Origin of the sequence: Beutenbergia cavernae DSM 12333, assembly GCF_000023105.1 — a bacterium.
GTDB lineage: Bacteria > Actinomycetota > Actinomycetes > Actinomycetales > Beutenbergiaceae > Beutenbergia > Beutenbergia cavernae.
The window spans coordinates 157,129-179,624 of the sequence record NC_012669.1 but is presented as its reverse complement, the minus strand read 5'-3'; the positions used below and the strand labels follow the sequence as shown (position 1 = coordinate 179,624).

The 22,496-nt window shown below is 73.4% G+C and carries 24 protein-coding genes; 14 read left to right on the top strand and 10 right to left on the bottom strand.

Translation table 11 applies throughout. The features are described from left to right. Positions 1 to 63: 63 nt before the first annotated feature. The 3 genes from BCAV_RS00870 to BCAV_RS22845 all read right to left on the bottom strand — a co-directional run bounded on the left by BCAV_RS00870 (position 64) and on the right by BCAV_RS22845 (position 2,340). Positions 64 to 1,086 (bottom strand): GDSL-type esterase/lipase family protein, encoded by a 1,023-nt coding sequence (locus BCAV_RS00870; protein WP_012725218.1) that lies wholly within the window; start codon positions 1,084 to 1,086, stop codon positions 64 to 66. Positions 1,087 to 1,186: 100 nt separating this feature from the next. Further along, on the bottom strand, positions 1,187 to 1,684 hold the full coding sequence (locus BCAV_RS00865) for a hypothetical protein (RefSeq protein WP_012725217.1): 498 nt from the start codon (positions 1,682 to 1,684) through the stop codon (positions 1,187 to 1,189). Between the two features lie 11 nt (positions 1,685 to 1,695). Then, positions 1,696 to 2,340: a TMEM175 family protein gene (locus tag BCAV_RS22845; RefSeq protein WP_012725216.1), complete on the bottom strand. Its 645-nt coding sequence runs from the start codon at positions 2,338 to 2,340 to the stop codon at positions 1,696 to 1,698. Positions 2,341 to 2,472: 132 nt separating this feature from the next. Between BCAV_RS22845 and BCAV_RS22840 the strand changes: the two genes are divergently transcribed. Further along, positions 2,473 to 2,637, top strand: coding sequence for a hypothetical protein (locus BCAV_RS22840; RefSeq protein WP_012725215.1), 165 nt, complete (start codon positions 2,473 to 2,475; stop codon positions 2,635 to 2,637). A gap of 132 nt (positions 2,638 to 2,769) precedes the next feature. After that, positions 2,770 to 3,117, top strand: coding sequence for a hypothetical protein (locus tag BCAV_RS22835; RefSeq protein ID WP_187292839.1), 348 nt, complete (start codon positions 2,770 to 2,772; stop codon positions 3,115 to 3,117). 63 nt (positions 3,118 to 3,180) lie between these two features. On the opposite strand, the gene BCAV_RS00850 is transcribed toward BCAV_RS22835, so the two are convergent. The 4 genes from BCAV_RS00850 to BCAV_RS00835 form a co-directional block, all read right to left on the bottom strand. Beyond that, complete coding sequence (locus tag BCAV_RS00850) at positions 3,181 to 4,065, bottom strand: aldo/keto reductase (RefSeq protein ID WP_012725213.1); 885 nt, start codon at positions 4,063 to 4,065, stop codon at positions 3,181 to 3,183. A 116-nt stretch (positions 4,066 to 4,181) separates the two neighbouring features. Further along, positions 4,182 to 5,039: a hypothetical protein gene (locus BCAV_RS00845; protein ID WP_012725212.1), complete on the bottom strand. Its 858-nt coding sequence runs from the start codon at positions 5,037 to 5,039 to the stop codon at positions 4,182 to 4,184. 360 nt (positions 5,040 to 5,399) lie between these two features. Then, positions 5,400 to 5,804 carry a VOC family protein gene (locus BCAV_RS00840; protein ID WP_012725211.1) on the bottom strand — a complete coding sequence of 135 codons (405 nt, stop codon included), beginning with the start codon at positions 5,802 to 5,804 and terminating at the stop codon, positions 5,400 to 5,402. Between the two features lie 50 nt (positions 5,805 to 5,854). Further along, positions 5,855 to 6,391: a cupin domain-containing protein gene (locus BCAV_RS00835; RefSeq protein WP_043346364.1), complete on the bottom strand. Its 537-nt coding sequence runs from the start codon at positions 6,389 to 6,391 to the stop codon at positions 5,855 to 5,857. A gap of 153 nt (positions 6,392 to 6,544) precedes the next feature. Between BCAV_RS00835 and BCAV_RS00830 the strand changes: the two genes are divergently transcribed. Genes BCAV_RS00830 through BCAV_RS00785 form a run of 10 tightly spaced genes read left to right on the top strand, consistent with a single transcriptional unit; the run spans position 6,545 to position 16,897 of the window. After that, a complete protein-coding gene (locus BCAV_RS00830) occupies positions 6,545 to 8,167 on the top strand; it encodes an ABC transporter substrate-binding protein (RefSeq protein ID WP_043347830.1) in 1,623 nt (540 codons plus the stop codon). Beyond that, the gene (locus BCAV_RS00825) at positions 8,164 to 9,249 is read left to right on the top strand and encodes an ABC transporter permease (protein ID WP_012725208.1); all 1,086 of its coding nucleotides are present in this window, start codon (positions 8,164 to 8,166) and stop codon (positions 9,247 to 9,249) included. Before BCAV_RS00830 ends, BCAV_RS00825 begins: the two co-directional genes overlap by 4 nt. Further along, entirely contained in the window at positions 9,246 to 10,214 is a 969-nt protein-coding gene (locus BCAV_RS00820) for an ABC transporter permease (protein WP_012725207.1), read from the top strand. The genes BCAV_RS00825 and BCAV_RS00820 overlap by 4 nt, the downstream gene beginning before the upstream one ends. Next, entirely contained in the window at positions 10,211 to 11,269 is a 1,059-nt protein-coding gene (locus BCAV_RS00815) for an ABC transporter ATP-binding protein (protein ID WP_012725206.1), read from the top strand. Before BCAV_RS00820 ends, BCAV_RS00815 begins: the two co-directional genes overlap by 4 nt. Continuing rightward, on the top strand, positions 11,266 to 12,228 hold the full coding sequence (locus tag BCAV_RS00810; protein ID WP_012725205.1) for an ABC transporter ATP-binding protein: 963 nt from the start codon (positions 11,266 to 11,268) through the stop codon (positions 12,226 to 12,228). Before BCAV_RS00815 ends, BCAV_RS00810 begins: the two co-directional genes overlap by 4 nt. Next, complete coding sequence (locus BCAV_RS00805) at positions 12,225 to 13,472, top strand: amidohydrolase family protein (RefSeq protein ID WP_012725204.1); 1,248 nt, start codon at positions 12,225 to 12,227, stop codon at positions 13,470 to 13,472. Before BCAV_RS00810 ends, BCAV_RS00805 begins: the two co-directional genes overlap by 4 nt. Then, entirely contained in the window at positions 13,469 to 13,825 is a 357-nt protein-coding gene (locus BCAV_RS00800; protein WP_012725203.1) for a TIGR04076 family protein, read from the top strand. Before BCAV_RS00805 ends, BCAV_RS00800 begins: the two co-directional genes overlap by 4 nt. Next, on the top strand, positions 13,822 to 14,826 hold the full coding sequence (locus BCAV_RS00795) for an LLM class flavin-dependent oxidoreductase (protein ID WP_012725202.1): 1,005 nt from the start codon (positions 13,822 to 13,824) through the stop codon (positions 14,824 to 14,826). Before BCAV_RS00800 ends, BCAV_RS00795 begins: the two co-directional genes overlap by 4 nt. Beyond that, positions 14,823 to 16,490 (top strand): DUF885 domain-containing protein, encoded by a 1,668-nt coding sequence (locus BCAV_RS00790; RefSeq protein ID WP_012725201.1) that lies wholly within the window; start codon positions 14,823 to 14,825, stop codon positions 16,488 to 16,490. The genes BCAV_RS00795 and BCAV_RS00790 overlap by 4 nt, the downstream gene beginning before the upstream one ends. Continuing rightward, complete coding sequence (locus tag BCAV_RS00785; protein ID WP_012725200.1) at positions 16,487 to 16,897, top strand: nuclear transport factor 2 family protein; 411 nt, start codon at positions 16,487 to 16,489, stop codon at positions 16,895 to 16,897. Before BCAV_RS00790 ends, BCAV_RS00785 begins: the two co-directional genes overlap by 4 nt. A gap of 1 nt (position 16,898) precedes the next feature. Here BCAV_RS00785 and BCAV_RS00780 read toward each other — a convergent pair whose 3' ends face one another. After that, positions 16,899 to 18,029, bottom strand: coding sequence for an epoxide hydrolase family protein (locus tag BCAV_RS00780; RefSeq protein ID WP_012725199.1), 1,131 nt, complete (start codon positions 18,027 to 18,029; stop codon positions 16,899 to 16,901). A 66-nt stretch (positions 18,030 to 18,095) separates the two neighbouring features. Between BCAV_RS00780 and BCAV_RS00775 the strand changes: the two genes are divergently transcribed. Further along, the gene (locus tag BCAV_RS00775; RefSeq protein ID WP_012725198.1) at positions 18,096 to 19,073 is read left to right on the top strand and encodes a helix-turn-helix transcriptional regulator; all 978 of its coding nucleotides are present in this window, start codon (positions 18,096 to 18,098) and stop codon (positions 19,071 to 19,073) included. On the opposite strand, the gene BCAV_RS00770 is transcribed toward BCAV_RS00775, so the two are convergent. Further along, positions 19,066 to 20,472 carry a hypothetical protein gene (locus BCAV_RS00770; protein ID WP_012725197.1) on the bottom strand — a complete coding sequence of 469 codons (1,407 nt, stop codon included), beginning with the start codon at positions 20,470 to 20,472 and terminating at the stop codon, positions 19,066 to 19,068. The two genes, BCAV_RS00775 and BCAV_RS00770, sit on opposite strands and share 8 nt — an antisense overlap. A gap of 25 nt (positions 20,473 to 20,497) precedes the next feature. Next, positions 20,498 to 21,397 (bottom strand): MurR/RpiR family transcriptional regulator, encoded by a 900-nt coding sequence (locus tag BCAV_RS00765; protein WP_012725196.1) that lies wholly within the window; start codon positions 21,395 to 21,397, stop codon positions 20,498 to 20,500. Between the two features lie 102 nt (positions 21,398 to 21,499). On the opposite strand from BCAV_RS00765, the gene BCAV_RS00760 reads away from it, so the two are divergent. Further along, a complete protein-coding gene (locus BCAV_RS00760; RefSeq protein WP_012725195.1) occupies positions 21,500 to 21,898 on the top strand; it encodes a VOC family protein in 399 nt (132 codons plus the stop codon). The last annotated feature ends 598 nt before the right edge of the window (positions 21,899 to 22,496 follow it).

The following is a 22,496-nucleotide window of genomic DNA, read 5'->3' as shown; positions in this document are numbered from 1 at the left end:
CGGCGCTCTCGCCGGGACCGGGTGCGCCTGGTGACCCCTATGGTCACCGGCCGCACCCAGCAGTCACCGCACGGTCGCCGGCGCGGCGCCGGTCAGGGCGCCCATCGCGAGCGCGACACGCTCGCCCATGAGCCGGTAGCCCTCGCCGTCGGGGTGCAGGGCGTCGGGGAGCAGGTGCACCTCGTCCAGCCCGAGCAGGGACAGCCCGTCCACGAGGTGGAGGTTCGCGTCGCCCTCAGCCTGGAGGACGTCGACGACGGAGCGCAGGTCCTCGCGCATCTGCTCGAGCGTGAAGTCGACGGCGTTCGGCGTGGTCTCCCGCGCCGGGCTCGCGATCGGCGTGATGACCACGAGGGTGGCGTCCGGGTGCGCGGCGCGGACCCGCTCCACGAACGCCGACGCGTGCGCAGCGAACGTGCGCGGGCTGAACGTGGCGCCGCCATAGATGTTGATCCCGAGGCACATGCTGACGACGTCGGCAGGCACGGCGGCGATCGTGCTCGCGGCGATCGGGTCGAGGTGGCACTGCCCACCGAACCCGAGGCACGTCAGATCCCAACCGAGGGCGCGTGCCGCGACAGCCGGCCACGTCTCGCTCGGCCCGTCCGCTGCGCTGCACTGGGTGATCGAGCTGCCGTACGTCGTCCAGCGCGGCGCGGCCGGCGGCGTCGGCGCCGCCGTCGACGCCCCCACGAGCGTCAGCGGGCCGACCCACGACTGCCCGACCTGCGGCAGCCAGATCGCCAGGTCGTGCTCGCCGTCGGGCAGCGGCACGCGCAGGTCCGTGAGCCCGGACGTGACCTCGACCCGGCGGTACAGCTCGCCGTCGAGCAGCACGTCGAGGCGCGCGTCCGCGTCGTGCTCGAAGTCCAGCTCGAGGCGTGCCTCGCTCGCGTCGGTGGTGACGAGGGCGCGGACCCCGGCGGCCATGGTGGCGTGGCGCACGAGCTCGGGTGCGTGGGCGCGCGCGGCCCGCTCGGGGAGAAGCCGCCAGGCACGCGCCCGGCCGTCGCGCTCCTCCCAGGCGACGGCGCCCCGCCAGATCTCGGAGTCGGCCTGCGGGGCAATGATCACGTCGTCGGTCACGGCGGGATCCTAGCCGTGACAGAGCGGCGTGGGAGCCGGCCGACAGTCCGTGGAAGAACGGTGGCCCGTGCCGCCCCCGACCTTCCGCACGAGTCCGAGGTCAGCGCCGCACCTCGATGAGCAGCGCCCACGCGTTCACCATCGAGACGACCACCACGGCCACCATCCCGGCGACGATCCCCCACAGCCCGGCGTCGAGCCCGGCGACGAGCAGGATGCCCCCGACGAGGAATGGCACGTGCTCCACCGCCGCGAGCGCCACGATGAACGCGCGCACCGGGCCGGTCACGCCTTCGCTCGCGCGCGTCCACTGCGCGGCGATACCGACCACCTGGATCACGATCGCCACACCCGTGAGGACGAGCGTCGCGACGCCGAGCCCGACGAGCGTCATGCCGGGCGGCAGGAGGAGCAGCGACGTCGCGATCGCGAGGACGAGCGAGGCGATGGTGGAGCGTGCCCCGGCGACCACTGCACGCGTCGCGAGGATCTCCGCGACGTTGACGGACATAGCCACGATGAGCAGGCCCGCGAGCGCCGCCGTCGCTCCGGCGGCCGCCACACCGAACTCGCCCCAGCCCTCGGGGATGGCGCCCATGCGGCGGGACGTTACTCCGCGTCTCCCACGGCCGCGGGCGGGCCCTCGCCGGCGCGGCGCCGCACGAGGCGCGACAGCGGCCCGGTGAGCACGAGCAGCAGCAGCGGGTACAGGCTGAGCGCAGGGAACGCGACGGCGAGCAGCAGGGCGAGGAGCATGAGGACGACGGCGACCCACCCGCTCGCGAGATCGCCCCGGGTCGGTGTAGGCGAGAGCTGGCCGGCCCGCGCGAGCAGCAGCTCCTGCACCTGGATGACGACGAGCGACAGCAGCATCGTCCCGACGTAGAGGAGCACGCCGAGCCGGTCGCCGGGCTCCGCGGAGACCTCCAGCACCGTCGCCAGCGGGAGGAGCACGATCGTCGCGAGCCAGGCGAGATTGAGGAGCTGCACCCCGGGCGCCAGTCCGGTGGCGCGGTCGAACAGCCGCCGGTGGCCGGACCAGAAGCCACCGATGACGAAGAAGCTGATCCCGGCCGCCAGCAGCGCGTAGGCGTTCTCGCCGAGGAAGTCCGCCGTCGTCGTCCCCGGCGGCAGGTCCCGGGCGCTGTCCACCAGCGGCAGGACGATGAGCGTGATCGCGATGGCGACGACGGCGTCGCTGAAGAACACGAACCGCTCCAGCGAGCGCGGTTCACCGCGTCTCTCATACGTCACGGGGCGGCACGCTACTCCGCCCGCTGACGGACGCCCTCGCTGGCTGTCTGTCGGAGGGTGGTGGAAATGTCCGTGCGACATCGCGCCGAGCATCGGCACGATGGCACACCCCAGGGGAAGGACGGACGGGCGATGATCTCCCACGCGCCACGGCGTTCGCGCTGGAACCGTGCAGGACCGTGGGCCGCTGCGCTCGGCCTGATCGCCCTCACCGCCGCGCAGTACGTCGCGACGTCTCGCGGCGCGAGCGGTTTCGAGGTACGCGACACGAGCGACGTGCTGCTCCACGACTATTGAGATGCCGACCGGGGCGCCGTCCTCCTCGCCGGGCTGCTCCGGCTCGGCGGAGCCGCGTGCGTCGCCGTTCTCGCCCGCACGCTTCCCTCGCCCCGCGCCGACCTGGCCCGGTCGATCGGTCACGCAGCAGTGGTGCTGACGGCGGCGTCCGCCGCGCTCCTGGGCGGCGGAGCGCTGCTCGCGCCGCTCCTCGGGGACTCGCAGCTGCGCGTCGTCCGGGACCTTGCGCACGCCTCGGGCGTCATGCAGGTCGTGGCGTTGGGCGCGTTCGCGGCGATCGCCTCGTTCCGCCCGATCCTCGGACGCGTGCTGCGCATCCCGGGCATCGCCGTCGGCGCTCTCGCCCTGGTCGCCCTGCCCGCGCTCGTCGTCCATGCCGGGACCGCGGTCCTGCTCGCCGCCCGCGTGGCGTTCCTCGCCTGGGCTCTCGCCGCGGCCGTGGCGCTGGCGTTCCGGACGCGCCTGCGGCGCATCACGTGACGGCGTGCCGACGGCCCGGTCGGTCCGCGCCCCGGCTTCAGGGCCGCCAGCGTCGCGCCGCCGTCAGGCGGCGTCGAGGCGGGCGAGCTCGTCGGGTGTGAGCTCGAGGTCGGCGGCGGCCGCAGAGTCGGCGATCGACGCCGGTCGCTTGGCCCCCGGGATCGGGATCACCACGGGTGCTTGGGCCAGCTCCCAGGCGAGCGCCACCTGCTGCGGGCTGACGCCACGCTCCCGGGCGATCTCCGCGAAGGCGGGGTGCCTCTCGGCAAGCTGCTTCGCGTCGCCGAGGCCGCCCAGCGGGCTCCACGGCAGAAACGCGAGCCCGAGCTCGGCGCACACGTCGATCTCCGGCCGGCTGGAGAGGAACGCCGGTGAGAACTGGTTCTGCACGCTGACCAGGCGCTCGCCGAGCACGGCGTGCGCGGCACGAATCTGCTCGGGGTCAACGTTCGACAACCCGATCGCGCGCACCTTGCCGCTGTCGGCGATGGCGCTCAGCACGTCGACCGTCTCGGCGTAGTCGCGCGTCTCGTCCGGGCGGTGGTGCTGCCAGAGCCAGAGCTGGTCGACGCCGAGCCGGCGCAGGCTGCCGTCCACCGCCGCGTTCAGGTGCTCCGGCGAGCTGTCGCGGGCCCAACCGCCGCCGTCGGTGCGCACGCACCCGCCCTTCGTGGCGAGCTGCACGCGGTCACGCACCCCGAGCTCGTCGAGCAGGGAGGCGATGAGCTTCTCGTTCTCGCCCTGGCAGGCGGCGCCGAGCTGTTCGCCCGGTCCGTAGGCGTCCGCGGTATCGAAGAGCGTCACACCTGCGTCGAGCGCGGCCCGGACAGTGTCCAGCAGCTGCTCTCGCGGCTGGGGGCCACTCTGGTCGAAGGTCATGAGGCCGAGACCCACGCTGCCGACGTCGTCGCTCCCCACCGTGTCGTTGCCGATCGTGCGTGTCAGCATGCTTCCTCCCAGGTCGAGCACGTGTGTATCAGCCCGGCGGCCGGAGCAGCGGGCAACCCCGGGTCACGGCGGAACCGTGACCCGGGGCCGTCGGCGCCCCGGAGGCGGTGCGGGCGTCAGAGCCCGGCGTCGCCTGCCGCCGTCGCCGCTGCGGTGGCACTGTCGCGCCGCTCCATGGCGTCGGCCAGGGTGGCGTCCGCCGATGTCCGGTCCCCCACCTCCGCCAGCAACGAGCGCAGCTGCGCGTCCGAGGCGGGCTCGAGGTCGACGAACTGACCCGAGACCTCACCCCGGACCCGGTTGCCCGCGCCCGTCGGGGCGGGATCGTTGCCCTCCCCGCCCAGGTCGCCGCGGACGATGGTGTCGTTGAGCGTGACGCCGACCGAGGTACCCGAGATCGTGAGGTTGCCGCCGACGTACGCGCTGTCCTCGCAGGTCCAGAACAGCTCCCCCGGTCCCACCTGCACTCCGCCGTTCCCGGTGTAGGTGACGTCACCGTCGACCTCGCTGCCACACAGCACAGCGCCGTCGATGCTCTCCGTGACGGTGAGATCCGCGAGCAGCGTGGAGTCCAGCACGTCGAGATACTCGGTACCGGTGCCCGTGACAGCACCCGCAACCCAGCTCGACTCCAGCGTGACCTCGCCCGCGGACGCTTCGACGCGTCGGTCGAACTGGGCGTCGTACGCGATCAGGAACGTGTCCGGGGCGTCGGCGGCGCCGATGTAGTTGCCACCGACGGTGCTGGATTCCAGGTACAGGCCGTAGCCGGCACGGTTGCTGACGTTGCCCGCGATCAGCGTTCCGGTGGCGTCGAAGTAGCCGTCCGCGGCCACCACCACGGCACCGTTGAAGACGCCGTCGGACACGATGAGGTCCGCCCCGGTCTGCACCACTACCCGACCCTCGACGGTGGTGCCGTCCAGGGTGCAGGACTCGCCTGCGGGAACCACCAGGTCACCGGGAACCGTCACGGCGCCTCCCGACCCTACGCAGCGCGTGACCAGGTCGGCCGACGCCGAGGCCGCCGTAGCGGCTACCCCGACAGTCGCCAGCCCTACCGTCGCGAGAGTTGCGATCGCTCGTCTCAAAGTCCACTCCCCTGTGCTCGTCCATGTGAAACAGCCTCGCGACACCTGCGTCATCACGAGGGTCACAACCATCGAGGTCGCGTCGCCGGCTCCTCGTCCGGCCCGTACCCACCATCGTGCCGAAGCTTGCGGCCGGCAACCTAGAGCGGGCGCGTGAACAGTTGAGTGCGTCTCGGTGCCAACTCGTCAGCCCACGAGGGCGGCGACGTGTCCACACGACGAACGGGAGTGCAACGCCGTCACTCAGAGGAACAGGCAGAACGGGTGGCCCGACGGGTCGAACAGCACCCGGACGTCGTCCTGCGGCTGGACCTCGGCGAGCCGGGCGCCGTGCTCGACCGCCCAGCCGACCGCCGCGTCGAGGTCCTCGACCCAGACGTCGAGGTGCTGCGACGCCGTCTGCCGCGCCTCCTCGGCCGGCCACACCGGAGCGGTGAAGTAGCGCTCGAACTCGAAGTTGAGCGTGGGCCCGCTCTCGCCCTCGGGCGGCCGGATCTGCGCCCAACCGCCCCGGACGGGATCGCCGGGGACCGCCGGTTCGTCAGCGCTGACGGGCCAGCCGAGCAGCTCGGCGTAGAAGTGGGCCAGGTCGTTCGGCCGGTCGGTGCCGATCGTCACGGACGTCACGCGCAGAGATGGTCGCGGCATCGGGATCCCTCCTCAGGGCGATCCCACCCTACGCACGAGCACCTGCGCCGTCACGGCGTCGGCGGCGTGACGACGACGAGGATCTCGGCGTTCGCCGCCGAGTCGTTGCGGTAGCGGTGCGGCTGGCGCGAGTCGAACGTCGCCGCCTCGCCCGCCACGAGCCGGTGGTCGCTCTCCCCGATTGTCACGACGACCTCCCCCGCGAGGACGTACACACACTCCGTCGAGGCGTGCCCGCGCGGACCCTCGGCGCTCACGTCGCCGGGCGCGAGGACCGAACGCAGGACCTCGAGGTCGCCGCGGCCCGGCGTCACTCGCTCGTAGGCGATGAGCCCCGCGGGCGCGGAGAGAAGGAAGCGCTCGCCGGGTCGGGAGATGTGGACCGACGGCGCGTCGGGCTCGTGGAAGAGCGTCGCCACCTCGGCGTCGAACGCCCGGGCGAGCTTGCGCAGGCTCGTGATGCTCGGGTCGGTGCGCCCGTTCTCGATCTGACTGAGGAGCGCCACGGACAGCCCGGTCTGGCCGGCGACGTCGCGGAGCGTCAGCCCGTGCTGCCGGCGCAGGTCCCGCAGTCGGTCTCCCAGCACATGTCCCCCCGGCGATGTTTCGTTTCGATGAACATGTTCAGTGAGACTGTACGTGTCGCGCCCGTGCATGGTGTCATACCGCCTAGCGGACGACCAGAGCGCCTCATCCACCGCCGCACGAGGATGGAGCACCACGAACCGAGGGAGACCATCGTGAGACACCACCCCGCACGGCGTCGGAGCGTCGCCGCGCTCGCCGGCGCCGCCACCCTCGCCCTGGCCGGTTGCACGGCAGGTGGGTCGCAGGGCGGCGAGCCGTCAGGCGACGACGGCGAGGCGCCGTCGGGCGGGACGCTCACGGTCAGCACGTCGTTCGTCATCAACTCCATCGACCCCGGGCAGGTCTACGAGGCGACGGGCGCGCTCGCCGTCCACGCCATGTACGACACCCTCGTGACGTTCGAGGGGTCGGACGTGACCACGCCGGTGCCGCTCCTCGCCGAGTCGTGGGAGGCGAACGACGACGCCACCGAGTTCACGTTCACGCTGCGCGACGACGTGACGTTCTCCGACGGCTCCGAGCTCACGGCTCAGGACGTCGCGTTCAGCATCAACCGGCTGCACAACCTCGCGGGCAGCCCGTCCGTGACGGTCGAGGGCCTCTCGGCAGCGGCGCCGTCGGACGACGTCGTCGTCGTGACGTCCGAGACGCCGAACCCGAACGTCCCGACGATCCTCGCGATGCCGGCTGCCGGCGTCCTCAACTCCGAGGAGGCGACGGCGAACGGCGCCACGGACGCGGAGGACGCCGCCACCACGGACTCCGCGACGGCGTTCCTGGACGGCGCGTCGCTGGGATCCGGCCCGTACGTCCTCGACTCCTTCGACCCGGCGTCGGAGATCGTGCTCACCGCGAACCCCGAGTACTGGGGTGACGCGCCGGAGTTCGACCGCGTCGTCATCCAGAACACCGAGGCGCAGAACCAGAAGCTCGCCATCGAGCGGGCCGACGGCGCGATGATCGCCCTCGACCTGTCGGGCCGCCTGCTCGACGGCCTCGCCGAGGGCCTGCAGACCTCGGCCAGCCAGGACACGTTCTACTTCGTGACGCTGCACCAGGACCCCGCCGTCAGCGAGGTCACGTCCAACCCCGAGTTCGTGCAGGCCCTGCGCGCCTCGATCGACTACGCCGGGCTCGCTGCCCTGTTCGGCGAGGACGCCCGCCCCGCCGCCGGCATGGTGCCGACGGCGTTCCCCGGCGCCCTCTCCGAGGACGAGGTGCAGGTGCAGGATCTCGACGCCGCCGCCGACCACCTCGCCGCGTCCGGGCTCACGGACCCGACCGTCTCGCTCATGTTCCCGGCCATGACGTACCGCGGCGTCGACCTCGCCACGATCGCCACGAAGATCCAGAACGACGCCGCCCAGGCCGGCATCACGATCGAGCTGGACCCGCAGCCGATCGCCGCGTTCCTCGACGCCCAGTCGGCCGGCAACGTCGCGTTCCGGTTCAGCCCGCAGTCGCTCAACTACCCGGTCGCGTCCTCGCTCGTGAACAACTTCGCGCCCGGTCAGCCGAGTGCCATGCGGTCCGGCTGGTCCGCCGACCTGGCGAGCCCGGAGATGATCGCCGCGGGCGACGCCGTCACGGCGTCGATCGACCCGGACGAGCAGGTGACGGCGATGCAGGAGTGGCAGCGCCTGCTCAACGCGGAGAGCCCGTTCATCACGCTGGCGTACAACAGCGGCACCGTGGTCGCGACGGCGGACCTCAGCGGCGCCGACTACTCCCCCGCCGGCTGGCAGGTCGACCTCCGGGCGGTCGGCCGGGGATGACGACGTCCGCGCTCCCGGCGGTGCGCGCACCTCGCCGCACCGCCCGGGGCAGCGGCTCCGCGCACACCCTGGGCCGCTTCCTGCTGAGGCGGCTCGTCATCACCGTCTTCCTGCTGCTCGGCGTCACGGCCGTGACGTTCCTGCTGGTCCAGCTCGTACCGGGCGACTCCATGACGGCGACGCTGTCGGAGACCGCGCTGGCCGACCCCGAGGTCGTGGCGGCGTACCGGGCGAAGTGGGGGCTCGACGAGCCGCTGCTGACGCAGTACGGCATCTACCTGTCGAACCTGCTGCAGGGCGACCTCGGCGTGTCCACCCAGACCGGCCGGCCGGTGCTCGGCGACCTCCTCACGTACGTGCCGGCGACGCTCGAGATCGCGCTGCCCGCGATGGTGCTGTCGGTGGTGATCGGGACGGCGGTCGGGCTCTACGCGGCGGTGCGGCAGGGCCGGGCCGGCGACCAGGTGGTCCGCGTCGGCACGCTGCTCGGCCTGTCCACACCGCCGTTCTGGCTCTCGCTCGTCGCGCTCTACGTCTTCTTCTACCTGCTGGGGGTCGCGCCGTCGGGCGGGCGTCTCAGCACGTACCTGTCCCCGCCGCCGCGCGTGACCGGGATGTTCACGCTCGACGCGCTGCTGGCCGGCCAGTGGATGGTCTGGTGGGACGCCGTCCAGCACCTCGTGCTGCCCGTCGCGGTGCTCACGTGCCTCACCGTGGCGACGCTCGTGCGGTTCGTGCGCTCGGCGATGCTCGAGGTGCTCGACCAGGACTACATCGCCGCCGCTCGCGCGAAGGGGCTGCCGACGTCGGTGGTCCTGCGCCGGCACGTGCTGCGGGCCGGGCTGGTCCCGGTCATCACCGTGTCGGGCCTCGCGTTCGCGGCGCTGCTCTCGGGCACCGTGCTCGTCGAGCAGATCTTCTCCTGGCCCGGTGTCGGCCAGTACGCCTACCGCGCCGCGAGCGGCCTCGACCTGCCCGCCGTCATCGGCGTCGGCCTGTTCGTCGCCGTCGTGTACACGATCGTCAACCTCGTCGTCGACCTGCTCTACGGCGTCATCGACCCCCGGATCCGGCTCTCATGAGCGCGCTGCCCCCCGCCGGCGAGCCCGACGTCATGCCGCCCGCCGACCCGGTCGCCGTCGATCTCGTCGGCGTCGCGGACGAGGACCCTCGCGCCGCGCGCGCACTGGGCCGACGACGGCGGTTCGGCCGGCTCCGGAGGGGCGGGCGCGGCTTCTGGACGCAGCCCGCCGTCGTCGTCGCCGTCTGCATCCTGGGGATCTGGGTCCTCGTCGCGGCCGCGGCGCCGTGGCTCGCGCCCTACGACCCGATCGCCCAGAGCGCCGACCTGTACGCGGCGCCGTCGTCGGCGCACTGGTTCGGCACGGACGAGCTGGGGCGGGACGTGTTCAGCCGGGTGCTGTACGGCGCGCGCCTGTCGATCCCGCTCGCGGCGATCATCGTGGCGGCCGCGCTCGCGATCGGCGGCGTGCTCGGGCTCGTCGCCGGCTACCTCGGCAGGTTCGCGGACGAGGGCCTCATGCGCCTGACCGACCTCGTGTTCGCGTTCCCGCAGATCATCCTGGCCATGGCGATCTCGGCCGCGTTCGGCCCGAGCGCCCGCAACGCCGTCGTCGCCCTCGTGATCGTCTCCTGGCCGGTGTATGCGCGCGTCATCCGCTCCGCGGCGCTGGCGATCCGTGGCTCCGACTACCTCGCCTCGGCCCGCCTGCTCGGCGTCGGCCCGCTGCGTGCGCTGCGGCGCGACGTCGTCCCGAACGCCGTCGGCCCCGCCGTCGTGCTCGCCACGCTCGAGCTCGGCAACGCGGTGCTGCTGCTCGCGGCGCTGTCGTTCCTCGGGCTCGGCCCACGCCCCCCCGCCGCCGAGTGGGGCGCCATGATCGCGGCCGGGTCGCGGGACCTGTCGAGCTGGTGGATGAGCGGGTTCCCCGGCCTCGCGATCCTCACCGTGGTGCTCGCGTTCAACGTGCTCGGCGACGCCCTGCGCGACCGCCTCGACCCACGATTCGCCCGGAGCCCGCGATGAGCGCCCTGCTCGAGGTCCGCGACCTCGCCGTCACCCTGCCCGGGCCCGACGGCGACCTCCCGGTGCTCCACGACGTGAGCCTGCACGTCGATCCCGGCGAGATCGTCGGCATCGCCGGCGAGAGCGGGTCCGGCAAGAGCATGACGGCGCAGACCCTGCTCGGCCTCCTCCCGCCCGGGGCGCGCACGAGCGGGTCCGCGCGGCTCGGCGACACCGAGCTGCTCGGGCTGCGGGGGGCGCAGTGGAACACGGTGCGCGGACGCCGCGTCGCGATGGTGTTCCAGGACGCGACCGCGGCGCTGCACCCCATGCTCACCGTCGGCCGGCAGCTGACGGAGCACATGCAGGTGCACCTCGGGCTGCGCCGTCGCGCGGCTGACGCCCGGGCTCGCGAGCTGCTCGAGCTCGTGCGCATCCCCGACGCGCCGTCGGCGCTGCGCGCCTACCCGCACCAGTTCTCCGGCGGGATGCGGCAGCGGGTCGCGATCGCCGTCGCGCTGGCGTGCGACCCGGAGCTCCTCGTCGCCGACGAGCCGACGACGGCGCTCGACGTCACGGTGCAGGCGGGCATCCTCGAGCTGCTCGACGACCTCCGCCGCCAGGTCGGCCTCTCGGTCCTGTTCATCACGCACGACCTCGGCGTGCTCGCGGCGCTGACCGCCCGGACGTACGTGTTCTACGCGGGCCGGGTGATGGAGAGCGCCCCGACGGCCGAGGTCACGCTCGCTCCGCGGCACCCCTACACGGCGGCACTGCTGCGCGCCCGGCCGCACGCCGACGCGTCGTGGGACCTCACGGGGGCGCCCGCACCTGCTGCCGCGCAGCGCGCCGCCGCCGGCCCGCCCCGGCCCGCCGGCCGCCGTCGGCTCGCGACCATCCCCGGCAGCGCCGCCACCCCGGCGTCGGCCCCGGCGGGCTGCCCGTTCGCGCCACGGTGCGCCTACCGCGAGGACCGGTGCCAGGCGGCGATCCCGCCGCTCGACGCCGTCGCACCGGGTCACGACGTCGCGTGCGTGGTCCGGCCGGACCTGCGGGCAGTGGAGGTGGCCGGATGAGCGCGCTCACCGTGACCGAGGCGCACGTCGAGTACCGCTCCCGCGGGCGCGGGCTCGTGCGCGCCGTCGACGGCGTCTCGCTCACCGTGCAGGCCGGGCAGATCGTCGGGCTGGTCGGCGAGTCGGGATGCGGCAAGTCGTCGCTGGCGCGCGCCGTCGTCGGCATGGAGCCGGTCACGTCCGGGGAGATCGCGCTCGACGGGCGGCCGGTCCCCCCGCTGGGCTGGCGCCGGCGGTCCGGGCCGGACCTGCGGCTGCAGATGGTGTTCCAGAACCCCTACGCGTCGCTCAACCCCCGCCGGTCGGTCGGCGACCAGATCACGGACGGTCTCGCCGTGCCCCGTGAGGAGCAGGGGCGCGAGGTGGCCCGGCTCCTCGAGCTCGTCGGGCTCGAGCCGGAGGCCGCGGACCGCTACCCGCACCAGTTCTCCGGCGGGCAGCGGCAGCGGGTGGCCATCGCGCGGGCGCTGGCCGCCCGGCCGGACGTGCTCGTGGCCGACGAGCCCGTGACCGCGCTCGACGCCTCCTCGCAGGCGCAGATCGTCAACCTGCTCACCTCGCTCGTCGACGACCTCGGCCTCGGGATGCTCTTCATCTCCCACGACCTGGCCCTGGTCCGCGAGATCGCCGACGTCACAGCGGTCATGTACCTCGGCCGGATCGTGGAGCACGGGCCCACCGAGCAGGTGTGGTCGCAGCCCCGGCACCCGTACACGCGGACGCTGATCGAGGCGCTCCCGCGCATCTCGGCCGACGCCCACCTGCCCGTCGGCCTGCGGGGGGAGGTGCCCGACGGCGCGCACGTGCCCACGGGGTGCCGCTTCCGCACGCGGTGCCCGGCCGTCATGCCGATCTGTACGACCGAACCACCGGTGGTGGTGGACGGCGAGCACACTGTCGCGTGCTGGCTCGCCGACGAGAGCACGCTGCGCGCGAGCGCCACGGAGGGAGCACGATGAGCAACCGACCCCTAGCGGTCACCGACGCCACGGTGTGGGACGGCCTGGCCGAGGAGAGCCGCGCGGACGGCGGGGTGCTGGTGGGGGACGACGGCCGCATCGTCGCCGTCGGCGGCTCGACCGAGATCCTCGAGCGGGCCCGCGAGATCGGGGCCGACGTCGTCGAGGCGCGGGGCGGCGTCGTCGTCCCCGGCCTGGTGAACGGCCACGTGCACCTCTCGCTGGCCCTGCCCGGACCGATGCAGGACGCGATCCACGGCGCCGACTCCGCCCAGCTGGCGCTGTTCATGGCCGGGAACGCCCGCGAGACGCTGCACGCCGGCGTGACGACGGTGCGGCTCGTCGGCGAGGCCCGCTTCGCGGACATGGCGCTGAAGAAGGCCATCGAGGTCGGCGCCGTCCCCGGGCCACGGATCCGCACCGCCGGGCACGCGCTGTGCTGCACGGGTGGGCACGGGCACGACGCCGACGGTCAGGAGGCGGACGGCGCCGACGGGTTCCGCCGCGCCACGCGCGAGCAGCTGCGCGCCGGCGCCGACCTCATCAAGGTGTGCATCTCGGGCGGCATCGCCGGGGAGCACGAGAGCATCGACACGCCGCAGCTCACGGACGACGAGATGGCCGCCGTCCTGTCGACGGCGCACGACTGGGGCCGGAAGGTGACCGCCCACGCCGGGCCCGCGCCGGTGATCGAGCGCGCCGTGGCACTCGGCCTCGACGCCGTCGAGCACGGGTACGAGCTGACGCCCGAGCTGTGCGCGCTCATGGCGGAGCGGGGCGTCTGGTACACCCCCACGATCACCGTGAGCAGGTGCGAGGAGTTCTTCCTCGCGAACGGCGTGCCGCGCTGGATGATCGACCGGGCCCTCGGCGCGGGACCGCGGCACTGGGAGAGCCTCCAGCACGCGATCGCCGCCGGCGTGCCGATCTCGATGGGCACGGACATGCCGCCGCACGCGGCCTACGACGGGACCACGGCCACGGTGCGCGAGATCGAGTTCATGGTCGACGCCGGCATGACGCCGCTCGAGGCGATGCGCGCGTCCACGAGCGCCGGCGCCGCGTGGATGGGCGAGGAGGGTGCCTACGGCGCGCTCGTGCCGGGCGCCGCGGGCGACCTCATCGTGCTCGACGCCGACCCGCTCGCTGACATCTCCGCGCTGCGCACGCTGCACGGCGTCGTCCAGGCCGGGCGTGTGGTGCGCGACGATCGCGGCACGCTCCGGCCCGGAGCCGCCGCATGAGCGGCGCCGGTAGCGCTGAGGGCGCCGGGCGCCACGGCGGCGACGTGACCGAGCTCGCCGACCTGCGCATCGTCGTCGACCGCATCGAGGGCCGCTCCGTGTGCGGCATGAGCCCGGGCGACTGGTGCGAGGTGACCCACTCGAGCCGGCTGCGCATCCCGGACGGCGGCCACTTCTGCCTGTACGCGCTCGCGGCCGCGCTGCCGCTGATCCCCGCGAAGCAGCGCGCGCTCGACCCCGGCGACTGGCTGGCCCAGGACGCCGAGGTCGCGTGCCCCGACCCCGAGGAGCGCCTCGTCATGCGCATCGAACGCACCGGCACCCGACGTCTGCCCACGGAGGACCTCACGTGAGCGTCGAGCTGACGCTGGCCCTGCAGTCGGACAAGACCTGGGCGCGGTACACGGATCTGGGCGCGCTGACCCAGGAGCTCGGCTTCGACGGCGTCTCCGTGTACGCGGACCTCGGGTTCCAGCCGCCGCTGCCCGCGCTGCTGGCGGTCGCCGGGGCGTCGAGCACGCTCCGGCTCGGCCCGGCGTGCCTCAACCCGTACCTGCTGCACCCGATCGAGATCGCCGGCCAGCACGCGGCGCTCGACGAGGCGAGCGACGGCCGCGCCTACCTCGGGCTGGCGCGCGGCTCCTGGCTGGACCGCGTCGGCGTGGCGCAGTCGCGGCCCCTGGCCGCGCTCGAGGACGCCGTCGCGATCGTCCGGCGCCTGCTCGCCGGCGACACGTCGGGCTACGAGGGGCAGGTGCACTCGCTGCCGGCCGGCACGCACCTGGAGTACGAGCCGCTGCGGCCCGACGTCGAGGTCCTGCTCGGGGTCTGGGGTCCGCGCGGCGCCGCCCTGGCCGGGCGGATCGCCGACGAGGTGAAGATCGGCGGCACGGCGAACCCGGCCATGGTGCGGCAGATGCGCACGTGGCTCGACGCCGCGTCTCTCGCCGCCGGCCGCGGCGCCGGTGCCGTGCGCATCACCGCCGGCGCGGTGACGGTGGTGGACGACGACGGCGCGCGCGCCCGCGAGCACGCGCGGCGGATGGTCGCGAGCTACGTCGACGTCGTCGCCCCGCTCGACCCGACGATCGACGTCGACCCGGGACTCATGGAGCGCCTGCGCGAGCTCCTGCGCGCGGGCGACGACGCCGCCGCCGGGGCGCTGCTGCCCGACGACCTGCTGGACGCGTTCGCGTTCGCCGGGACGCCGCACGACGTGGCGGCGAGCGCCGTCGAGCTCGCGGAGGCCGGCGCGGACCGGATCGAGTTCGGCACCCCGCACGGCCTCGACGAAGCGCGCGGCGTCCGGCTCCTCGGCAGCCAGGTGCTGCCCGTCGTGCGGAGCGCGTCATGAGCGCGGCCACGGGCGGACCGGGGGCGGTCTCCGCCGTCGCCGACGGCTATCTGCGCGAGCGCGCCCGCCTCGACCCGGAGGCCGCGGACGTGCTCGGCGAGCACGACGTGCTGCGGATCGGCGACCTGTCCGACGCGACGTTCGAGGCGCGCGTCGATCTCGACCGGCGCACGCTCGCGGAGCTCTCGGCGCTGGGCGCGGACGCCGGGGGCGCCGCCGAGCAGCGGCTCGCGGCGGCCATGACGGAGCGCCTCGGCGCCGACGTCGCCCTCGACGAGGTCGGCTTCACCCGCCGCCTCCTCGCCCCGCTCGCGACGCCCGTCCACCTCGTCCGGCAGGTGTTCGACGGCCTGCCGTCGACGACGCCGGACGAGCGCGCCGTCGTCGAGCGCCACCTGCGGGAGGTCCCTCGCGCGCTGGCGCAGTACCGCGACACGCTGCTCGCCGCCGCCGCGCGGGGTGACGTCGTCGCGCGCCGCCAGGTGCTGGGCGTGGCGCGGCAGTGCGACTCGTGGGTCGCGTCCGGGTTCTACGCGGGCGTCGCCGGCGACGACGAGCGGCTGGCCGGCCCTGCGCGGGACGCGGCCGCGGCGACGGCGTCGTTCGCCGACGACCTGCGCGAACGGCTGCTCCCGCTCGCCCCGGAGCGCGACGCCGTCGGCCGCGACGTGTACGCGACGACGAGTGCGGCGTTCCTCGGCGCCGTCGTCGACCTCGACGAGCTGTACGCCTGGGGCTGGGAGGAGATCCGCCGTCTCCAGGCCGAGGCGGCCGCCATCGCGACCGAGCTGGTCGGCTCCCCCGACGTCGCCGCCGCGGTGCGCTCGCTCGACGCCGACCCTGCCCGGCGGGTGCCGACGGGCGAGCCGCTGCGCGCCTGGCTGCAGGGCCGGATCGACGACGTGACCGACGTCGTCGACGGCCGGTGGTTCGCGATCCCGCCGCGGCTGCGCCACGTCGAGGCGCGCCTCGTGACCGCCGAGTCCGGCGTCATGTACTACACGCCGCCCGACGCCGGACTCACGCGGCCGGGCCGGGTGTGGTGGACGGTGCCCGCGGGCGCTGCGGACGTCACGACGTGGCGCGAGGTGAGCACCGTGCACCACGAGGGCGTACCCGGCCACCACCTGCAGCACGCGATCACGTACGGTCTCGACGACCTGCACCCGTGGCAGCGGAACCTGTGCCACGTGCACGGCTACGCGGAGGGCTGGGCGCACTACGCGGAACAGCTCGCATCCGAGATCGGGCTGCTGGACGATCCCGGTGAACGGCTCGGCGCCGTGTTCGCGCAGCTGTGGCGCGCGTGCCGCATCGTCATCGACATCGGGCTCCACCTCGAGCTGCCGATCCCGCCCGGCACCGGGGTGCTCGACGCCGGTCGGTGGACGCCCGAGGTCGGCGTCGCCGCGCTCGTGTCGATCGCCGAGGTGGAGCCGTCCACCGCGACGTTCGAGGTCGACCGGTACCTGGGCTGGCCGGGGCAGGCGCTCGCGTTCAAGGTCGGGGCGCGGCTGTGGCAGCAGGCGCGGGCCGACGTTGCCGCCTCGCTCGGGGACGCGTTCGACCTGCGCACGTTCCACGCCGAGGCGCTCGGCCTCGGGCCCATGGGGCTGGGTCCGCTGCAGGACCAGCTCGCCCGAGGACAGGAGATCCCCTCATGACCGACGCCGTGACCGACGCCCCGACCCAGCAGACCGCCGAGGCGGAGGTGACCGCCGTCGTCGTCGCGATGTACCGCGCGCTCGGCGACCGGGCAGCGTTCGACGCCCACCTGCACCCGGAGATCACCATCTGGGAGTCGGACGCCGACGCCCTGCTGCACGGCCTGACGGCCCTGGACGAGCTGCGCGACGTCCGCCGCGAGCGCGGAGCCGACGGCCCCGCACCCACGAGCGTCGGCCCGGAGGAGATCCGGGCCGACGTGTGGGGCGACGTCGCCGTGGTGCGGTACCTGCTGCGGGCGACGTTCCCGGCTCCGACGGCGGACGAGAGGTTCCGCGTGACGGACGTCCTGCGCCGGGAGCAGACGTGGCGGATCGTGCACCACCACGCGGAGAAGCTCGCCTGACTCAGCGCACCGGGCGGAAGAAGGTGCGGATGTCCTCCGTCACGGCGTCCGGCACCTCGAGCGAGGCGTAGTGCCCACCCGTGGGGTGCTCGACCCAGTGCACGATGTTGTCGTTGTCCCGATCGGCGAACGTCCGGATGCTCTTGAAGTCGTCGGCGAAGATCGCGACGCCCATCCGGCTGTGGTTGACCCGCGGCTCCGCGCCGGCGTGCGCCTCCTCGTAGTGGTACCGCCCCGCCGTCGCCCCCGTGTTGGTGAGCCACTCGAGCGTCACCTCGGCGAGGATCTGGTCGGGTGTCATCAGCGCGGTCCCGTTGCCGAACGAGTTGAACAGCTCGTTCCAGGCGAGGAGCCCGACGGGCGAGTCGGAGATCCCGACACCGACCGTCTGCGGACGTGACGCGTTGATCGCGTTGTACCCACCGACGTCCTGGAACCACTGCAGGTGCTCGAGCGCCGCGTGGTCACGGGGCGTGAGGCTCTCGAACTCGGCCGGGTCGCCGGACGGGAACGAGAACGCCTGCAGCACGTGCGAGCCGAGGTAGCCCTCGGGCTCGAGGAGGCCGAGCTCCCGCCCGACCAGCGCTCCGCCGTCGCTCCCGTGCTCGCCGTAGCTGTCGTAGCCGAGGTCGCGCATGAGCGCGTCGTACGTGCGGGCCACGCGCGCCATGGTCCAACCGTTGTCCGCGAGCGGCGTCGAGAAGCCGTAGCCGGGCGTGGACGGCACGACGACGTGGAACGCGTCCTCCGCCTTCCCGCCGTGCGCCACGGGGTCGGTGAGCGGCCCGATCATGTCGACGAAGTCGTAGACGGTTCCCGGGTAGGAGTGGACGAGCAGGAGCGGAGTCGCGTTCTCCTCCGGGGAGCGGACGTGGAGGTAGTGGACGGTCTGGCCGTCGATCTCGGTGAGGAAGCCGGGGAAGGCGTTGAGGCGCTCCTCGACGGCACGCCAGTCGAAGTCCTTCCATCGCTGCACCATGTCGGCCAGGTAGTGGTTGGGCGTGCCGTACGTCCAGTCGTCGCCGACGGCGGGGCGGGGCAGCCGGGTGCGCGCGAGGCGCTCGTGCAGGTCGTCGAGGTCGGCCTGCGGGATCTCGATGCGGAAGGGGCGGGTGTTCTCGATCGTTGCCATGCCTCGACGCTAGAAGCCATATAGGTTCGTTTCCTTGCTAATTTCGGACATCTTCCGGAGGAACACGTGGCGGACACGGCAGCCCGGATGCTCGACCTCCTGGCACTGCTCCAGATGCGCCCCGGCTGGTCCGGGTCCGAGCTCGCGCAGCGGCTCAGCGTCTCCACCCGGACGATCCGCGCGGACATCGAGCGTCTGCGCCGCCTCGACTACCCGGTCGAGGGCGTCCGCGGCCGCGCGGGCCACTACCGGCTCGGTGTCGGGGCCAAGCTGCCGCCGCTCCTGCTCGACGACGACGAGGCGGTCGCCGTCGCGATCGGGCTGCGCGCAGCCACCGGGCTGAGCGGCGTCGAGGAGTCGACCGCTCGGGCGCTCGCCAAGCTCGAGCAGGTGATGCCGCACCAGGTCCGGCGCAAGGTGCACGCGCTCGCGACGGCGACGTCGCAGGGTCCGGTGAACACGGACAGCAACGTGGCCGACCCGGTCGTCGACGCCGGCGTCCTCTCCTCGATCGCGGCGGCGATCCGTGACCTCGAGTGGCTCCGCTTCTCGTACCGGGACGACGCCGCCGACGCCCCGCCGCGCGCCGTCGAGCCCTACCGCCTCGTCAGCTGGCAGCGGCGCTGGTACCTCGTGGCACGCGACACGACGTCGACGGCGTGGGCCACCTTCCGCGTCGACTGGATGGACCTGCGCATGCGGACCGGGCGGCACTTCGTGCCGTCACCGCTGAGCGAGGCCGAGTACTCCGACCTCGTGGTGCGCACGGTGGCCTCCACCGGCTGGGCCGTGCACACGCGGATCCTCGTGCACGCCCCGGCCGGGGAGGTGCTCGCCCGGATCAACCCGGCGGTCGGCGTCGTCGAGCCCGTCGACGCCGCCACGAGCGTGCTCGTCACCGGCGGCGACACCGTAGAGATCGTCGCCGTCTGGATCGGCATGCTCGGGCTGGACTTCGAGGTCGAGGAACCGCCGGAGCTGGTCGAGGCGATCCGCGTGCAGGCCCGGCGCTACGCCGCCGCCGTCGGTGACTCCACTACTTGAGCACCAGCCTGTGGAGCTCGGCCCCGCCGGGTTCGAGCGTCGCCTCGATCTTGCGCTTGCGGCGGCCCGGGCGGTATCTCTCGGTCCGCGCGTCGAAGCGCTGCGCCTCCTCCACGTGCTGTGCGGCGAGGTCGACGGCGACCCGTGCCCTCGCGCCGTGCGACCGGTTCGCCAGGAACAGCCACTGAGTGGGGTCGCCGGCGTCACCGCTGGAGAACCGACTGACGAGCACGGGATCCCCGGTCACGGCCCGCACCCACGTGTCGGGCTGCCAGGCCTCGGTCCCGTTCGGGAGCGGCGTCTCGTTGGCGTGCCCGACGGTCTCCGGCCGCAGCGGCTTGAGCTGCTTGCCGACCTGCCGCAGCCACCTCGTGTTGAGGTCGCGTGCGGCGTCGTACCGCGGCGTCAGCTCGCCGTCGACGGTCACCAGCGCCGGCTCGAACCCCTCGCCCCGGGCCGGGTCCGGGGTCCAGTAGGTGAAGTACTGGATGCCCTTGGCCCCGTAGGCCAGGCTCACGTTGACCTGCCAGGCGAGCTCCGCCGCCGTCGGCTCGCGATGGTTCGCGTACGCGAGCGTCTGGATGAACACCCACGTCGGCACGTCGTGCGCGAGGCCCACCCGGCGCACGCGCGCCCAGTTGTCGAAGTAGTCGGCGTCCTCGGCCCCGCCCGCCAGCAGCGGGTACCTGTCGAACGAGACGACCGATGGGCGGACCTGCTCCACGAAGCCGTTGAGGTAGTCGTCGTACCCGTCGCCGAAGATGTTCGGGAGCAGGTTCGCGTACGGCAGGTGCGCCCCCGACGTCTCGCGGTAGAGGTCGAACGCGGCCCCGAGGGTGGGGTACCGCTCCGGGAACGGCTCGTCGAAGAAGTTCAGGCCGGCGAACGAGGGGTGGGCGGCGTAGTTGCCGTGCGCCTCGCGGATGAACGCGCCCGCCTCCTCCCGCGTGAGGGTGAGGCGCCCGCCGGCGTCGTCGATCGTGAATCGCTGTGCCGCGATCTTGACGGCGAGGTCGTCGCTGACGAGCACCTTGAGCCCGACCTCGTCGGCGACGCCGAGCGCATGGCGCACGATGTGCGCGTCGAACAGGTAGTTCCCGGTGATCAGGAACGTGAAGCCGGCGTCCTTGATCTCGGTGTAGCGCTCGACGTTCGTCTCGAACGGGGGCGGCGGCCAGAACAGTCCGATCGGGAACTCCTCACCGCCCACGAGGGGGAGGTCGGACGTCGCGGCCGGCGCCGGCCGTTCCCGCGGCGTCCGCGTCGCGCCGGCGCGCGCCGCCGCTGCACCCATCCCGGACACCCCGATGCCGGTGGCGACGGCGGCGGCCGCCGTGGCGCGGAGCAGGTTGCGACGGGTGAGACGGGCCAGGGTGGAGCCAGGTTCTGCCTCGTGCACGGTGCTCTCCTTCGCTTCGGGCGCCTCAGCGCGCCCTTCGGGTGGACCGGACGGCCTCGGAGGTCCGTCGCAGCCCGGACTGGGACTCGTCATGGAGCACGCCGGCCACCAGCACGTACAGGCAGTCGACGACGAACATCTGGGCGTGCCGGCCGGCGAGGCCGTCGGCCCGCGCCCGCTCCTCGTGGGCGGCCGTCACGAGCACGAGGTCCGCTGCGGCCGCGACGGCCGAGCCCGGGTAGTTCGTCACGGCGATGGTGGTGGCCCCGCGATCCCGCGCGAGGGCGAGCGCCGCGGCGACCTCACTGGTCTCACCGGTGTGCGAGAGCGCGATCGCCACGTCCGAGGCGCCGAGCATCGCAGCGCCGGTCAGCGCGTCGTGCGACTCGCTCCACGCGTGCGCGACGCGACCGATCCGGTGGAACCGGCGCTGCAGGTCGGCGGCCACGGTGCCGCTGCCGCCGATGCCGTAGAGGTCGATCCGGCCGGCGGACGCGAGGGCGTCGACAGAGGCGGCGAGCGCGGCGCGGTCGAGCGTGCGCACGGTCTCGGTGAGTGCCCGGACGTTCGCGGTCAGCAGCTCGTCGACGACGACGTCGGCCGGGTTCTGCGGATCGGCGGAGCTGCCGAGCTCCGCGCGCCAGCTCTCGTCCCTCCGTCGGCCGACGTCACCGGCCAGGGCGAGCCGCAGCTCCGTGTAGCCGGCGAGCCCGATCGTCCGGCAGAAGCGCGTCACGCTCGTCTTCGAGGTTCCGCACCGAGCGGCGAGCTGCTCGATCGTGTCGCGGGACACCGCCTGCGGGTCGTCGAGGATCGCCTCGGCGATCCGGCGTTCCGAGCTGCGCAACGTCGGCAGGAGGCCCGGGAGCCGGGTGAGGACGGCGGCGTCCGCCACTTCGGGAATCTCTCCCGTCAGTAGCGCCATGGTGGGGAATCTTTCCCGTCGTGCGCCAGGGTGTCAAGACCTCGTGTCGGTGGTCGCGCCTAGGTTCCTCCGTGTATCGACCACCGAGGAGAGGGCAAGACGATGGCGCTGCGCTGGTACACGACGGTCGTGGAGTCGCGCGACCACCAGGCCCAGGCGAGGTGGTGGGCGCAGGTCCTGGGGTGGGACGTCCGCTTCTCGACCGAGGAGGAGGCGGTGATCGTCCCGCCATGGGCCGACGAGCTCGGCCCGCTGCTGCGGTTCGAGCAGGTACCGCCGGGCCTCGTGTTCGTGCCGGTCGAGCACGAGAAGACCACCAAGAACCGGCTGCACATCGACCTGGCGCCTCACACGAGCGACGACCGCGAGGCTGAGATCGAACGCCTCGTGTCGATGGGGGCGAGCCGGATCGACGTCGGGCAAGGGCCGGAGGTCACCTGGGAGGTGCTGGCCGACCCCGAGGGCAACGAGTTCTGCGTGCTCAGCTCCCGCCCGAACTGACGCCTGGCGGGCGAGGTTGCGCAGACCCCGCGCGATGAGGTCCGACCGAGGGCACGATGCTCGCCCTCGGTCGGACGTCGCGGGAGTCGCCCATCAGATCCTCGCGCTGCGCATGAGCAGCTCGAGGCTGGATCTCCGGGGGAAGGTGAGGCTGGAGACGCGAGAGGTGGACTCCTCGGCGGGGTTCCGAGTGGCGGAGTTCCGTGTCGCGGAGTTGCTCGGGGCTGAGTTTCCGACGGCGGGGCTCCTCGGGGCCGGCTTCCTGGTGGCTGCCCGAGCGGCCACGACGGCACCTCCGAGGGCCAGAACCGCGACGACGGTGGCGAACAGCTTGCTCATGGGATGCTCCTTCGGGGTTGCGTGTGGGAGGAGTTCGGACCTGCCACAGGGACGGATGGCCCGCAGGAGGTCGACATCGACCGGACACCGCACGTCCGCCACGGCTCTGGCGGACGTACGCGCTCGAGGTGTCGGAGCTCCTCCCCGAAGGCCGCCACGCGCGCGCTTCATCCGGTTCGCGGGACCGTCGAAGGACGGCGTCGCGGCCGCGAGGCACGATCCGGGCTGGACCTCCCTCGAGTCGCTCGCCCCGGCTCCC